The sequence below is a fragment of the Qipengyuania sp. YIM B01966 genome, from assembly GCF_016461955.1.
Classification (GTDB): domain Bacteria; phylum Pseudomonadota; class Alphaproteobacteria; order Sphingomonadales; family Sphingomonadaceae; genus QFOP01.
In genome coordinates this window covers 120,175-133,758 of record NZ_JADMNM010000001.1, presented here as the reverse complement: position 1 = coordinate 133,758, position 13,584 = coordinate 120,175, and the positions used below count along the sequence as shown (strand labels likewise).

The following is a 13,584-nucleotide window of genomic DNA, read 5'->3' as shown; positions in this document are numbered from 1 at the left end:
CCTGCCGCCATGAGCATGACCGAGCGCCACAAAAAGCTCGAGCGCAACATCACGCTGCTGGGCGTCGCGACCTTCGTGGTCGTGGCGATCGGCGGGATCGTGGAAATCGCCCCCCTGTTCTGGATCGACAACACGATCGAGAAGGTGGACGGGATGCGCCCCTACACCCCGCTCGAACAGGCGGGGCGCGACATCTATATCCGCGAAGGCTGCTATACCTGCCACAGCCAGATGATCCGTCCGTTCCGTGACGAGGTCGAACGCTACGGCCATTACAGCCTGGCTGCCGAATCGATGTATGATCACCCGTTCCAGTGGGGCTCGAAGCGGACCGGGCCTGACCTTGCCCGCGTGGGCGGCCGCTATTCGGATGAATGGCACGTCCAGCATTTGCGCAACCCGCAGAGCGTGGTCCCTGAAAGCATCATGCCCCAATACAGCTTCCTCGCCGAACGCGATGTCGAAGACCTCGACCAGGCCGCAAAGCTGCGCGCGCTGACCCGGGTAGGCGTGCCCTATACCAAGGCTGATATCGCCGCCGCTAACAACGATCTGCGCGCGCAGGCCGATCCGGACAGTGATGCCGGCGATCTGGCGCAGCGTTATCCCAAGGCGCAGATTCGCGACTTCGACGGCAATCCCGGCCGGGTGACGGAAATGGACGCGCTGGTTGCCTATCTCCAGATGCTCGGCACGCTGGTCGATGTGAACAGCGCCGCCGCGCAGGAAGAGCTGGCGCAGGAGCGCGGGCGGTGACGACATATGACAGCCTGCGGCATTTCGCCGACACCTACGGGCTGGCAATCATGGTGGTGATTTTCCTGGCACTGTGTCTGTGGCCTTTCCGGCCAGGCGGGCGCAAGCACAGCCAGGCGGCAGCCACTTCGATCTTCAAGGACGGTAACGATGGCGAATAAGCCCGGATTGAACCAGCGGATCGACGAGCCCACGGGCACGCAAACGGTCGGCCATCAATGGGACGGGATCGAGGAACTCGACACGCCGATGCCGCGCTGGTGGCTGTGGCTGTTCTACCTGACCATCCTGTTCTCGATCGGCTATGTGATCGCCTATCCCGCCTGGCCGCTGCTGAGCAAGGGGACCGAAGGGGTGCTCGGGTGGACCAGCCGCGGGCAGCTTGCGAACGAGCTGCGCGTAGCCGACGATGGCCGTGCCGAGTTTCGCAATCAGCTGGCGATGATCCCGATCGAGCGGCTCCCCGAAAACAGCCAGCTGATGCAGCAGGCGGTGGCCGGCGGGCGCGCGGCGTTCCTGGTTAATTGCGTCCAGTGCCACGGCTCGGGCGCGGCGGGCAGCCCTGGTTATCCCAACCTCAACGATGATGACTGGCTGTGGGGCGGCGACCTCAAGGCGATCGAATACACGCTGACGCACGGCATCCGCCAGCCAGGTCACGAACAGACCCGGATGAGCCAGATGCCCGCTTTCGCCGGCGCACTCGACGATGGCCAGATGAATGCGCTGATCGACCATGTCCTGTCGCTGAGCGGCAAGGGCAAGCCGAACGCGGCCGGCGCGCAGTTCTATGCCGACAATTGCGTTGCCTGCCACGGCCCTGCCGGCGAAGGCGATCGCGCCCAGGGTGCGCCGCGGCTGAACGATGCGATCTGGCTGCGCGGATCGAGCCGCGAGGCACTGCGCGAACAGATCCTGCAGCCGCGCATGGGCATGATGCCGATGTGGCAGGGCCGGCTTGACCCGGTTACAATCAAGATGCTGGCTGCTTATGTACATTCGCTCGGGGGCGGGGAAGACTTCGTGGAGGTCGCCGAAAACCCGGCGGTACAGGTAGATGAACAACCCTGACGATCCGATTGTTGCTGATGGCGTCGTCAAGACGCAGCAGCCGGTCAGTAGCGCGATAGCCGAGCCCGAGGCGACGACCGAGCGTCACGCCCCGGCCGAGCCCGCCCGGCAGACGCTGCCGGAGAAGCTCTACGCCAAGCGCGAGGTGGTGCATAACCAGCGGATCGACGGGCCGTTCCGGCGGTTCAAGTGGTTCGTCATGTTCGTCACGCTGGCGATCTATTACGTAACGCCGTGGATCCGCTGGGATCGCGGGCCCTACGCGCCCGATCAGGCGGTGCTGGTCGATCTGGCCAACCGCCGCTTCTACATGTTCGGCATCGAGATCTGGCCGCACGAATTCTATTTTGTCGCCGGTCTGCTCATCATGGCCGGGATCGGCCTGTTCCTGGTTACCAGCGCGGTCGGCCGGGCATGGTGCGGCTATGCCTGCCCGCAAACCGTGTGGACCGATCTTTATCAGCATATCGACCGGCTGGTCGATGGTGACCGCAACGCCCGTATCCGCCTCGACAAGGCACCCTGGGGCCCGGCCAAGATTGCCCGCAGGGCGTTCAAATGGTCGATCTATGTGCTGGTCGGTCTCGTCACAGGCGGGGCGTGGATCCTCTATTTTGCCGACGCGCCGACACTGCTGCGCGATTTCTTCACCGGGCAGGCGGCGCCGGTGGCCTATATCACCGTTGGCATCCTGACCTTTACCACGGTCGCGCTGGGCGGCTTCATGCGCGAGCAGGTGTGCATCTATATGTGCCCGTGGCCGCGCATCCAGACCGCGATGCTTGACGAGAAATCGCTGATTGTCACTTATAAGGACTGGCGCGGCGAGCCGCGCGGCAGCGTCAAGAAGGCCGAACGCAATCCAACCGCGTTCGGCGATTGCATCGACTGCCGCCAATGCGTCGCGGTGTGCCCCACTGGGATCGACATCCGGGAAGGGCCGCAGGTCGGCTGCATCACCTGTGCGCTATGCATCGATGCCTGCGATCGGGTGATGGCCGAAGTCGGCCGCCCGCGCGGGCTGATCGATTATGCAACGCTGGAAGATTGCGAGCGCGAGGCGGCGGGTGCCGAACCGAGGCCCGTCTGGAAGACGCTGCTGCGCCCGCGCACGCTGATCTACACCGGCGTGTGGGCGGCCATCGGCCTTGCGCTGCTGTTCGCGCTGGGCGCGCGGACGCATACCGAGCTGACCGCCTCGCCCGATCGCAACCCGCCCTTCATGCTGATGAGCGACGGGTCGATCCGCAATTCCTACACGCTGCGCATCCGCAACATGGAAAGCCGCCCGAGGACGATGGAGATCGGCATCAGCGGGCTCGACGGCGCGCGGATGTGGACTGGCACCATCCCGGCAGAGCAGGCCGCGCCGACACAGAAGATTGCTGTCGGCCCGGATGCGATCCAGACCGTGCGGACCTATGTCATGGCCCCGGCGGGGACCGCGGCGACGGATTTCAACTTTACGGTCGTCTCGCTCGACGATCAGCGCGAAACCGACAGCGCCGCAACGCGCTTTACCGCGCCGGGCGGCGAGTGATGCGCGGGCCGTTCACGGGCCGCCACATGGCGGTAATCCTGGTGGTGGGCTTCGGCATCGTCATCGCGGTCAATTTCCTGATGGCGTATCTGGCGGCGCGCGATTTCGGCGGCGTGGTTGTCGAAAACTCGTATGTCGCCAGCCAGAACTACAATAGCTGGCTGAAGGAGGCCGACGCGCAGCGCCAGCTTGGGTGGGAGGCGACCCCGCGCCGCCATGCCAGCGGAGCGCTGGAAGTGGCAACCGCAGGGGTACCGGCAGGTGCCGACGTGGTCGCCGAAATCCGCCGCCCGGTCGGCCCGCCCGATGCGCGCCGGCTGACGCTCGCCGAGCATGCAGCCGGGCAGTTCCTCGCGCCTGGCGCGCTGCCGGCCGGCCGCTGGATCGTGCGGGTAATCATCGACAGCGACGGCAAGCATTGGCGGACGGAACGGGAAATCGGCTGATGGGCGCGCTCGCCGCTCCGCCGAAACCTACCGAGACCGTTGCCCAGCGGGTCGACACACGGCTGACGGTGCCCGGAATGCGTTGTGCCGGCTGCATCGGCAAGATCGAGCGCGGGCTGGCAGAAATTCCCGGGATCGACGCCGCGCGAGTCAACTTTTCGGCCAAGCGGGTGGCGGTGCGCCATGATCCGCAGCTGGACGAGGATGATCTGATCGAAGCGCTGCGCCGGCTCGGGTTCGAGGCGCAGGCGGTGGCGGCCAATCCATTGGCGCAGGACGATGCAGAAACCCGCAAGCTGCTGCGCGCGCTGGCGGTGGCAGGGTTCGGCATGATGAACATCATGCTGCTATCGGTCAGCGTGTGGTCGGGTGCGGGCGGGGTCACGCGCGAGCTGTTTCACTGGCTGTCGGCGCTGATCGCGCTGCCGGTGGTTGCCTATGCTGGCCGGCCGTTTTTCGCCTCGGCCGCGATGGCACTGCGCTATGGGCGCACAAATATGGACGTGCCGATCTCGATCGGGGTGATCCTTGCCACCGCGATGAGCTTTTACGAGACGGTGATCGGCGGCCATCACGCCTATTTCGACGGCGCGGTGATGCTGCTGTTCTTCCTCCTCGCGGGCCGTACGCTCGATGCGATGATGCGCGACCGCACGCGCGCAGGCATCGGCGCGCTGCTCGGGCGGATGGGGCGCAGCGCCAGCGTGGTCCAGCCCGATGGCAGCACCCGCCGGGTGGACGCCGACCGGCTCGAACCGGGAATGATCATGCTGCTGGCAGCGGGCGAGGCGCTGGCCGCCGATGGCCGCGTGACCGAGGGGCGCGGCGCGGTCGACAATTCGATGCTGACGGGAGAAAGCCGGCCCGAACCGGTCGGCGTGGGCGCGCTGGTGCACGCCGGGGCGATCAATCTGCTCGGCCCGCTGCGCGTGCAGATCACCGCCGCGGCGCAAGATACTGCGATTGCCGAAATCGCCCGGTTGATGGACGAGGCGGGCCAGTCGCGCAGCCGCTATGTTCGCATCGCCGACCGTGCCTCGCGCCTTTATGCACCGGCAGTGCACACGCTGGCGGCGCTGGCTTTTGCCGGGTGGATGGTTGCCGGGGCGGGCTGGCACCAGGCGTTGACCATCGCGGTGGCGGTGCTGATCATCACCTGTCCCTGCGCGATGGGTCTTGCCGTGCCGGCGGCGCAGGTCGTCGCCAGCAGTGCGCTGCTGCGGCGCGGCCTGATGGTCAAGGACGGCACTGCGCTTGAACGGCTGGCCGAGGTCGATATTGCGCTGTTCGACAAGACCGGCACGCTCACGCTGGGCGAACCGCGCCCCGATCTCGCCGGGCTTGATGACGAAGCGCAGCGCGTGGCTTTGGCATTGGCGCAGACCAGCCGCCACCCGCTTAGCCGGGGGTTGGCCGCCGCGTTGCAGGCGCGCGGGGTCGAACCGGCCCCTGTCAGCGAGATTGCCGAAACCAGCGGCGTTGGCCTGCATGGTCGGCTGAACGGGGAGGAGGTCGCGCTCGAACGCGCGGTGGACGATAGTGCCGCGCTCGCCAGCACGCTGCGCATCGGCGCCCGCCAGTGGACCATCCCCTTTGCTGACGCGCTGCGCCCGGATGCGGGCGACACCATCGGCGAGCTTGCCGCAATGGGCATTGCCAGCCGGCTGCTGTCGGGCGACCGGCCGGCAGCGGTAGAAGACGCGGCGCGCGCGCTGGGCCTTCCGGCAGAGGCCGGGCTGTCGCCGGCCGACAAGCTCGCCGCGCTCGATGCGCTGAAAGCTGCGGGGCACCGGCCGTTGATGGTTGGTGACGGGCTCAATGACGGCCCGGCACTCGCCGCCGCACACGCCTCGATCGCGCCCGGCACGGCCAGCGATGCCAGCCAGCAGGCGGCCGACGCGGTGTTCATCGGCGAGCGGCTGGCGCCGGTCGCGCTGGCGGTGCGGGTGGCCCGCGCGACGATGCGCGTGGTGCGCCAGAACATCGGCTTTGCCATCATCTACAACGTCTTTGCGGTGCCGCTGGCGCTGTTTGGCATGGTTACGCCGCTCATTGCGGCACTGGCCATGTCGTCCAGTTCGCTGGTGGTGGTGGGCAATTCGCTCCGGCTGGCGCGGCAAGCACGATGAGCATCCTTGCTTATCTCATCCCGCTGGCGCTTGGCATGGGGGCGATGGGGCTCGCCTTCTTCTTCTGGGCAATGCGGAATGGCCAGTTCGAAGATCTCGACGGCGCGGCCAATCGCATCCTGATCGATGACGAGGAGGAGCAACAGAGATGAGCGCGCCCGCCTTTGCGCTGCTGACGCTGTTGCCGATGATCGTCGGCCCGCTGCCTGCGGCCGAGCCGGCAGGCGCCGTGCTGACCGCGCGGCTGTGCAATGGCGGCACGATCGAGATCCCGGTCGGCGGGGGCGAGAACCGGCATGATCTGCCCGGTCAATGCACGATGAAGGCCTGCCATTCCGGGCCCTGCCGCAAACGTTTGATCTGACGCAAGGACAGGCCCGCGCCGGGCAGGCACAGCGGCGTCATGTGGCCATATTATCCCGAACTGCTGGCGACCCCGGTCCCGCGCTACACCTCCTATCCCACGGCGGCCGAATTCGTTCCGCTGCGCCGCGAGCCGGTGATCGACGCGCTGTCGCAGGCGCACGGTGACATCTCGCTCTATGTGCATATCCCGTTTTGCGAGCAGATCTGCTTCTATTGCGGCTGCAACACCGCGCGTGCCGGCAAGCGGGCGCGGCTTGAGGCCTATCTCGACGCGCTCCATCGCGAGATTGCGCTGGTTGGCGGCCTGCTACCGCGGAGCGGCGCGCGGGTGACGCGGATTGCCTTTGGTGGCGGCAGCCCCAACGCCATCGCGCCGGTTGATTTCATCAGGCTGGTCGATGCGCTGACCGCGCATTTCCCGCTCGCCGAACCCGAATGGTCGGTCGAACTCGACCCGCGCACCATGAGCGCCGACTGGGCAGCGGCGCTGCGCGGCGTCGGCGTGACCCGCGCCAGCCTCGGCGTGCAGACCCTTGCCGCGCACTGCCAGCAGGCGATCGGCCGTATCCAGCCCGAACCGCTGATTGCGCGCACGACGGGGTGGCTGCGCGAGGCGGGTGTCACCTCGCTCAATTTCGACCTGATGTACGGCCTGCCGCGTCAGACTGCGGCCGATCTCGCCGACACACTCGAGCGGAGCATTGCGCTAGGCGCCGACCGGGTGGCACTGTTCGGCTATGCCCATGTCCCACATATCGTGCCGCGGCAGAAGGCGGTGGCGACAGAGGCGATGCCGGACCAGCGGCAGCGTTTCGCGATGGCGGCGCTGGGTCACGCCCAATTGACCGCTGCGGGATACGTACCGGTCGGTTTCGATCATTTTGCCCTGGCGCATGATCCGCTGGCGCAGGCGGCGATGCGCGGCAGGTTGCAGCGCAATTTTCAGGGCTTCACCGACGATCAGGCGACCACGCTGATTGGGCTGGGTGCGTCATCGATCAGCCAGTTTCCGGGGCTGTTGGCGCAAACCGAAAAGAATAGCGGCCGCTATCGGATGCTGCTGTCGCAAGGGCTGTTGCCGGCCGAGCGCGGGATTGTGCGCCCCCCGGCCGAGCAGGCGCGCGCGGCGCTGATCGCGAATTTGCTCTGCCGGGGAGAGGCGACGCTGCCCGTCGGCGAGCTTGCGGAAAAGCCCGCTGCCCTTGCGCCGTTCATCGAGCGCGGGCTGGCGGCGCTCAATGGATCGCGGCTGGCGATCACGCCAGACGGCCTGCCCTATGCGCGGACTATCGCGGCGTTGTTTGACCCGCACCGCGCGCAGTCGGACCGGCGCTTCAGCTCGGCGGTCTAGGCAAAGCGCCAGCGGGCGAGGCCATCGGGCAGATCGAACGTGATCCGGCCCGCGCTGCCGACCGGTTCGGCCAGCCCGCCGGTAAGCGCGGCAATCGCAACCGTATCGTCAGCCGGCACCAGCGCCAGCGTGCGGGCGCCGGCGGGTGTGCGCGAAACAACGGTGGCGCTGCGCGGGTTGCCGTCGCGGGCGTAATGCACCGTCCAGGTCTCGAGCATTGCCGGGCCTGCGTAGTCCTCGTCAACCGGCGGGGCAGGGCGGCGCGCCGCATCGGCGGCTGCCTGCACGTCGAAATTCTGCGGGAAGCGCGCGGCTCGCGGCTGCCCGGACAGCACCAGCGCGTGGTTGTAGGTCGCATAGCCGCCATTGCCGAACAGCAAGCCGCACCCATCCGTGCCGCGCAGGTGCTCGACCATCGCAGCGACGGCATGGCTCATATAATTGCCGATCGGTCCGCCGCCGAAGGTCAGGCCGCCGAATACCGTTACCGGCCGGTCAACCGGCCAGCCGATCACCCGCCGCGCCATTTTGGGGACGCAGGGAAAACAGCTGTAGAGCTCGGCCGCCGCCGGCCCGTCAGCCGACAGGCCATTGCGGTCGAGTGCCGCGCGCAGGACCAGCTCCATGCTGGCCGAGCTCACGAAATCCGGCCGCTCGAGGATGCTGGCCGGCTCATGCGCGCTGGCCCCGTGGCCGATGAAGATAAGCCGTTCTTCGGGAACCTTGCGCCGGCGGGCCTCGGCAAGGCTGGTGACGATGAACCCCGCGCCCTGATTGACCGCGGCATTGGCGACCTGCAATTTGGTATAGGGAAAAGCGACCGGGCGATTGCGTTCTCCCGGCGCCACAATCTCGTCTGCCGTGCGCTCCTGCCGCAGCCAGGCGTGCGGATTGACCGCAGCGACCGCGGACATCTGCGCCCAGATTGCCCCGCTTTCGGCCTGCCCTTCGGCCAGCGATTGGCCCCACGCGGCGCGGCAGGCATTTTCGTAAAGCGGATAGATGTCGGTCGGGACGGTCAGGCCATAGGTCTGGGCATAGCCCGTCCGGCGGCGATGCGCAGCATGACGTAACGGATCGTGCGCTGTCCCGGCCGTGCGCGCCGCGAGTTGGCCAGCGGTTCGCAGCGCCTCGCCGCCGACTATTGCGCAAATTACCGCTTCGCCGCGCCCGATGCGGTTGGCCGCCTCGCTGAGCATGCGCACTGGGCTGTCGCCATGCGGCAGCGTCTCTTCGACATGGGCGGGCGCCATGCCGAGCCTCGCGGTGAGCTTGGCGGCGACCGGGTTGATCTGCGGCCAGCTGATCTGACCGACAACCGCCAGCGCGTCGCAATCGGCCAACCAGCCGCCTGCGCCGGCGGCATCTCGCTGCGCCAGTTCCAGCGCCTCCGCCATCAGCGCCAGTGAATTGAGCCCGTCCGCCGGATCGTCGGGCCGATCATTGGCCTGCCCCACGCCGACGATCACCGGCACCCGTTCGGCGGGCTCGGCGCTCACGCGGCGCCGAATTCCAGGGCGGCCTGCAGCAAGCCGTCGCCGTAAAGGTAGTCGGCATCGAAATCACCAGCCCGGCAGAGCTCTGCGCGATCCGGCACAAGCACCCGGCCGCGGCGAAAATCCATCATTCCGGCGCGCCGCAGCTCGCCCAGCGAGCGGTTCATGTGGACCGGCGTGGTGCCGCACATATCGGCAAGGTCCGCCTGCGTCAGCGGCGTGTCGAACCCGTTGGCGCGGGCGAGGCCGACCATCTCGAACCGCACCCACATCTCGGCCATCAGATGCGCCACCCGCCCTGTCGCGGGCAATTGCTGCAGCTTCAGGATCCACTGGCGGTGGATCGACGCGTCGAGCAGCGTCGAAAACCACAGGATGCGCGCCAACCGAGGCCAGTCACGCATCACCTCGTTCAGGCGCGCGTGCGGCACGTAACCGACCTTGGCCGGGCCGATGGTGACCACGTCATGGTCGAGCCGCTTCAGCGTATAGCAATGAAGGTCAGCGAAATCGCCCGGCACTTGGACCCCGACGATGAAACGGCGGTCATGCTCGCGCATCCGGCGGATCATGAACCCTTCGATCAGGATGGCGCTGCGATCACACGCGACGCCTCGACGCAAAACCTCGTGTGAATCGGTGAAGCTGACGACCTCCTCGACCAGGCTCTCGAGGACGGTCTTTTCGTCTTCGGTCATCACCTGGCGCAAGCGCCCCATCAGGAACCGCCCGGTAGCCGGATAACGGGCAACTTCTGTCGCAATGTCCATGACCCCGCCCCTGTTACACATTTTTGGCAGTGGTAACCCCGCCTGCGCGTGCTTGCCAAGCAGACAATGTCTTGCCGCCGCAATCGCGCGTCATGAACGCGTCATAAAGCCGCGCCAATCCGATCGCCATGGGAGCGGCGCCGTGAGCGATGTGATCAACATTTTCCTGACCGATCCGATGGCCGAGCAGATGGAGGATTTCGCGCACGATCATCTGCGCTTCACCTTCGCTCTGCTTGGCGCGGCGGGGCCGCGCCGGCTGGTCGAAGGGCCGATGTGGGCGTTCATCGACTGGGTGATGGAAGATTGCGCGGGGCTGGAACTGTGCCGCCGCTTGCGCGCCGACCCCCGCACGGCTGACGCGCATATCACCATGGTGCTCGATCAGGAAAATGACGAGGACCGGCGCCGTGCGCTGCGGGCCGGCGCCGATGATTACATGGTCGGGCCGATTGATCGCTCGCGCATCCTCGATCGGGTGCTGGCGCTGCAAATCCGCCAGAGCCGCTTTCAGGTGCCGCAGCAGGTGAGCGTTGGCCCGCTGGTGATCGACATGGCGGCGCTGCAGGCGCGCTGGGATGGCCGGCCACTGGCGCTGCGGCCGAACGAGTTTCGCCTGCTGCGCTTCTTTGCGGAAAATCCCAACAAGGTGCTGTCGCGCGCGGATCTGATCGCGGGCCTCGGCAAGCAGGAGCCGCCGATCGACGAACGCACCGTCGATGTGTGGATCGGCCGGCTACGCCGCGCGCTGGAGACTGTCGGGGCGCCGCGCCCGCTCCGCACGGTGCGTTCGCTCGGCTACGTGTTCGACATCGCCTGACGGCTGGCGCAAGAAGGGGCCGCCCGAAGGCGACCCCCCAACGGCCCGTCGAGGAGCCCTTCTAGAATTCGATCCCCATCGACAGCGCGACGCTCGGGCCGACCTCATAGGAATTGACCTCGATCCGGCGGTCACCCGCCTGCTGGTATTCCTCGTAATCGCGGCCGAGGATGTTGCGCGCTTCGAGCTTCAGCTCGACCGGGCGGCCGTAGAATTCGACCTCTTCGCGGGCGACGAAATCGAGCCGCACGCCCGGGTTTTCGAGAATATCGGGCAGTCCGGAGGTGCCCCGGCTGGTCACCCGCTCGCTGGCATAGGAAACCATCACGGTAAATTGCTGCACCCGGTCGGTGTCTTCCAGCGAAAGCTGGAAATTGGCCATGTGGTCGGACTGGCCCGTCAGCGGTGCGCCATCGACGAAATAATCGCTCGCCGGGCGGGTGCCGCCGGGGAAGATCTGCGTCGTGTCGGCCGCGGCAACCTGGATTTCGGACTTGGTGTAGGTGTAGTTCGCACCCATCACGAGCCGCTTGCTCGCCAGCCATTCGCCGGTGCCCCAATCCGCCAGCCCGATCCCGTAATTGACGTCGAACTCGGCGCCATAAAGGATCGCGCTCGGCGCGTTAGCGAAGCTGGTCAGCTGGTTGTTGTCCGAAAAGCTTGAATAGGCTTCGATCGGGTTGGAAATATCCTTGTAGAACCCGGCCAGTGTGACCCGGTTGGACCGGTCGAAATAATATTCGGCGCGTGCCTCGGCATTGATCAGCGTGCTGTCCACCAGCAGCGGGTTGCCGTTATACTGGCGATTGGATTCCGGATCGTAATAGGTCTGGAAGATCAGCTCGCGGAACTGCGGTCGGGCGATGGTTTTGGACCCGTGCAGGCGGATCTGCAGGCGATCGGTCGCCTCCCAGGTCAGCGTCGCGGCCGGCAGCCAATATTCGTTCTCGAGCAGCGTGGCGCTGGCCGAATTTGTCGGCGTGGCAAATACTTCGACCGGATCTACCCGCTGGGTGGCGGTCTCGTAACGCACGCCGATGTCGAGCGAGATCGGATCGACGGGGCTCAGCCGCAGCTGGCCATAGGCGCCGTGGATTTCCAGCCCGGCGGAAAAGGCCGGATCGGCCTGGGTCGATTCGATCAGGCCGATCTTGTAGAAATCGACCACCCCGTCGCCGAGCAGATAATCGGGCCGCAACGCGCCCACGCCGGGGACGAAATTGCCGCCGGCGTTGAACAGGAATTCGCGCCGGGTCGATTGGCGGGTGGTGTCGGAATAGGCGTAGCCGATGGTCGCCGTGGCCCAATCAAGCACTGGGTAGCTGAGATCGACGCCGCCGAACCAAAGTTCTTCCGTCAGGTCCGAGAACGATACCTTGCCGCTGCCGCGTTGACGGTCGAGGATGTTGATATAGGTGCTGCCCAGCGGATCGTTCGGATTGTTGGTGCGAACATAGGTGAATTCATATTCGTGCGGCGCCTCGCGCTGGGTCTGCGCCCAGCCGCCGCGCAGATCGAGCGAGAGATCGCCAAACTTGAGTTCCGCCACGACCTGGCTGTCAAGCAGCTGACGTTCAAACCAGCCGGTCTGCTGCGTCGCTTCGGAAAAGCCGCTGCTGAAATCCTCGCCCAGCGCGAGCGAGCTTTGCTTCAGCGTGTCGCGGATGAACAGATTGGTCCAGCGCAGCCGGTGGTCGCCCAGTTCCAGCCCGAAGCCGAGCAGCGCGTTCACCAGCACGCGATTGTCGGTGGTGAAGTCGCGGAAATCGGTATTGAGGTCGAGATTGCTGCCCACCGCGGTCTGCTTGACGATCGAGCGGTTGCGCCAGCGGTTCGAGATCGAGGCGGTGGCAATCATGCCCAGCGTGTTGGCATCGCCGAGGTCGATCGCGGTGCCGCCCGTCAGGCCGAACGACCAGTTGACCGGCAGATTGCCGACCCGCTGGAGGAGGATCTTGTTGGGGTCGCCGAGATCGCGGACAATCGCCTGCTGATCGACGCCCACATCCGACAGGCGCGCGCCGCTGCCGAGGAACGCGGCCAACGCGGGGGGCAGATCGCGTGCGCCATCATCGAACCCGGTCCAGTCGAGGCTCGACCCGTAATAGTCGAACCCATCGTGGCCGAGCGTCTGTTCGTCACCGCTGATCCCGGCACTGAGCTTGAGGAACGGCTCGTCGGGCACGGCGCGGGTGGTGAGGTTGATGACACCGCCGCCAAATTCGCCCGGATAGTTGGCCGAATAGGTTTTCTGCACCAGGCTCGAGGCGACGATATTGGTCGGGAAAATGTCGAGCGGGACCACGCGGCTGAGCGGCTGGGGCGAGGGGAGCGGAAGGCCGTTCAGCATCGCCAGCGAATAGCGATCGCCGAGGCCGCGGACATAGACGAGACCCTGGCCCTGCACGGACAGACCGGTCACGCGGCCCAGCGCGCCGGCAATATTGCCTTCGCCGGTGCGGGCGATCTGCTCGCTGGAGAGGACCGAGACGACTTGGGTGGAGGAGCGGGTTATGTCCGTCCGGCGGCGCGCGGTGACGACGATCTCGCCGCCGGGCGCCGAAATATCGGGTTGGGGTTCGACCGGTTCTTCGCCCGCAGCAGGAGGGGCGGTGGCGGCCGGGTCGGTATCCGCGGCGGCCTGCGCATCAGTCGCGGGGCTGTCGTCGGGCAGCGTGCTCGTGCCGGGATCGGCCGCGCCGGCGGTTCCCTGCGCAAACGCACCATGCGGCGCGGCGAGCGATGTGGACAGCAGCAAGAGCGCGGCGAACCGCTTGCCGGTGGACATGATGACGGGCCCCCTCATTTCAGGTCGGGTCTGGCTTGGAAAAAGATGGGC

The 13,584-nt window shown here is 66.5% G+C and carries 13 protein-coding genes; 10 read left to right on the top strand and 3 right to left on the bottom strand.

The features are described from left to right. Positions 1–9: 9 nt before the first annotated feature. Genes ccoO through ILT46_RS00670 form a run of 9 tightly spaced genes read left to right on the top strand, consistent with a single transcriptional unit; the run spans position 10 to position 7,659 of the window. Entirely contained in the window at positions 10–756 is a 747-nt protein-coding gene (ccoO, locus tag ILT46_RS00710; protein WP_199502712.1) for a cytochrome-c oxidase, cbb3-type subunit II, read from the top strand. Further along, entirely contained in the window at positions 753–917 is a 165-nt protein-coding gene (locus ILT46_RS00705; protein ID WP_199502711.1) for a cbb3-type cytochrome c oxidase subunit 3, read from the top strand. The genes ccoO and ILT46_RS00705 overlap by 4 nt, the downstream gene beginning before the upstream one ends. Then, complete coding sequence (gene ccoP, locus ILT46_RS00700; protein WP_199502710.1) at positions 907–1,827, top strand: cytochrome-c oxidase, cbb3-type subunit III; 921 nt, start codon at positions 907–909, stop codon at positions 1,825–1,827. The genes ILT46_RS00705 and ccoP overlap by 11 nt, the downstream gene beginning before the upstream one ends. Further along, the gene (ccoG, locus tag ILT46_RS00695; RefSeq protein ID WP_199502709.1) at positions 1,814–3,367 is read left to right on the top strand and encodes a cytochrome c oxidase accessory protein CcoG; all 1,554 of its coding nucleotides are present in this window, start codon (positions 1,814–1,816) and stop codon (positions 3,365–3,367) included. Before ccoP ends, ccoG begins: the two co-directional genes overlap by 14 nt. Beyond that, positions 3,367–3,813 (top strand): FixH family protein, encoded by a 447-nt coding sequence (locus ILT46_RS00690; RefSeq protein WP_199502708.1) that lies wholly within the window; start codon positions 3,367–3,369, stop codon positions 3,811–3,813. The genes ccoG and ILT46_RS00690 overlap by 1 nt, the downstream gene beginning before the upstream one ends. Continuing rightward, positions 3,813–5,942, top strand: coding sequence for a heavy metal translocating P-type ATPase (locus ILT46_RS00685; protein ID WP_199502707.1), 2,130 nt, complete (start codon positions 3,813–3,815; stop codon positions 5,940–5,942). The genes ILT46_RS00690 and ILT46_RS00685 overlap by 1 nt, the downstream gene beginning before the upstream one ends. Then, positions 5,939–6,094: a cbb3-type cytochrome oxidase assembly protein CcoS gene (ccoS, locus tag ILT46_RS00680; RefSeq protein ID WP_199502706.1), complete on the top strand. Its 156-nt coding sequence runs from the start codon at positions 5,939–5,941 to the stop codon at positions 6,092–6,094. Before ILT46_RS00685 ends, ccoS begins: the two co-directional genes overlap by 4 nt. After that, positions 6,091–6,306 (top strand): hypothetical protein, encoded by a 216-nt coding sequence (locus ILT46_RS00675; protein WP_199502705.1) that lies wholly within the window; start codon positions 6,091–6,093, stop codon positions 6,304–6,306. Before ccoS ends, ILT46_RS00675 begins: the two co-directional genes overlap by 4 nt. 39 nt (positions 6,307–6,345) lie before the next feature. Further along, positions 6,346–7,659, top strand: coding sequence for a radical SAM protein (locus ILT46_RS00670; protein ID WP_199502704.1), 1,314 nt, complete (start codon positions 6,346–6,348; stop codon positions 7,657–7,659). Here ILT46_RS00670 and ILT46_RS12340 read toward each other — a convergent pair. Together ILT46_RS12340 and ILT46_RS00660 are read right to left on the bottom strand one after the other, a co-directional pair. Continuing rightward, a complete protein-coding gene (locus tag ILT46_RS12340) occupies positions 7,656–9,158 on the bottom strand; it encodes an acetyl-CoA acetyltransferase (RefSeq protein ID WP_370592271.1) in 1,503 nt (500 codons plus the stop codon). The genes ILT46_RS00670 and ILT46_RS12340 overlap by 4 nt on opposite strands. Next, positions 9,155–9,925: a Crp/Fnr family transcriptional regulator gene (locus tag ILT46_RS00660; RefSeq protein WP_199502703.1), complete on the bottom strand. Its 771-nt coding sequence runs from the start codon at positions 9,923–9,925 to the stop codon at positions 9,155–9,157. The genes ILT46_RS12340 and ILT46_RS00660 overlap by 4 nt, the downstream gene beginning before the upstream one ends. Before the next feature lie 178 nt (positions 9,926–10,103). Between ILT46_RS00660 and ILT46_RS00655 the strand changes: the two genes are divergently transcribed. Beyond that, the gene (locus tag ILT46_RS00655) at positions 10,104–10,745 is read left to right on the top strand and encodes a response regulator transcription factor (protein WP_199503061.1); all 642 of its coding nucleotides are present in this window, start codon (positions 10,104–10,106) and stop codon (positions 10,743–10,745) included. Positions 10,746–10,806: 61 nt separating this feature from the next. Here the strand turns inward: ILT46_RS00655 and ILT46_RS00650 are convergent, their stop codons facing one another. Continuing rightward, positions 10,807–13,551 (bottom strand): TonB-dependent receptor domain-containing protein, encoded by a 2,745-nt coding sequence (locus ILT46_RS00650; RefSeq protein WP_370592270.1) that lies wholly within the window; start codon positions 13,549–13,551, stop codon positions 10,807–10,809. Positions 13,552–13,584 lie beyond the last annotated feature (33 nt).

Bases quoted from the DNA above. Each gene is read 5' to 3' on its own strand.
- ccoO (WP_199502712.1), top strand. From the start codon at position 10: ATGAGCATGACCGAGCGCCACAAAAAGCTCGAGCGCAACATCACGCTG.
- ccoP (WP_199502710.1), top strand. From the start codon at position 907: ATGGCGAATAAGCCCGGATTGAACCAGCGGATCGACGAGCCCACGGGC.
- ccoG (WP_199502709.1), top strand. From the start codon at position 1,814: ATGAACAACCCTGACGATCCGATTGTTGCTGATGGCGTCGTCAAGACG.
- ILT46_RS00690 (WP_199502708.1), top strand. From the start codon at position 3,367: ATGCGCGGGCCGTTCACGGGCCGCCACATGGCGGTAATCCTGGTGGTG.
- ILT46_RS00685 (WP_199502707.1), top strand. From the start codon at position 3,813: ATGGGCGCGCTCGCCGCTCCGCCGAAACCTACCGAGACCGTTGCCCAG.
- ccoS (WP_199502706.1), top strand. From the start codon at position 5,939: ATGAGCATCCTTGCTTATCTCATCCCGCTGGCGCTTGGCATGGGGGCG.
- ILT46_RS00675 (WP_199502705.1), top strand. From the start codon at position 6,091: ATGAGCGCGCCCGCCTTTGCGCTGCTGACGCTGTTGCCGATGATCGTC.
- ILT46_RS00670 (WP_199502704.1), top strand. From the start codon at position 6,346: ATGTGGCCATATTATCCCGAACTGCTGGCGACCCCGGTCCCGCGCTAC.
- ILT46_RS00660 (WP_199502703.1), bottom strand. From the start codon at position 9,925: ATGGACATTGCGACAGAAGTTGCCCGTTATCCGGCTACCGGGCGGTTC.
- ILT46_RS00655 (WP_199503061.1), top strand. From the start codon at position 10,104: ATGGCCGAGCAGATGGAGGATTTCGCGCACGATCATCTGCGCTTCACC.
- ILT46_RS00650 (WP_370592270.1), bottom strand. From the start codon at position 13,551: ATGAGGGGGCCCGTCATCATGTCCACCGGCAAGCGGTTCGCCGCGCTC.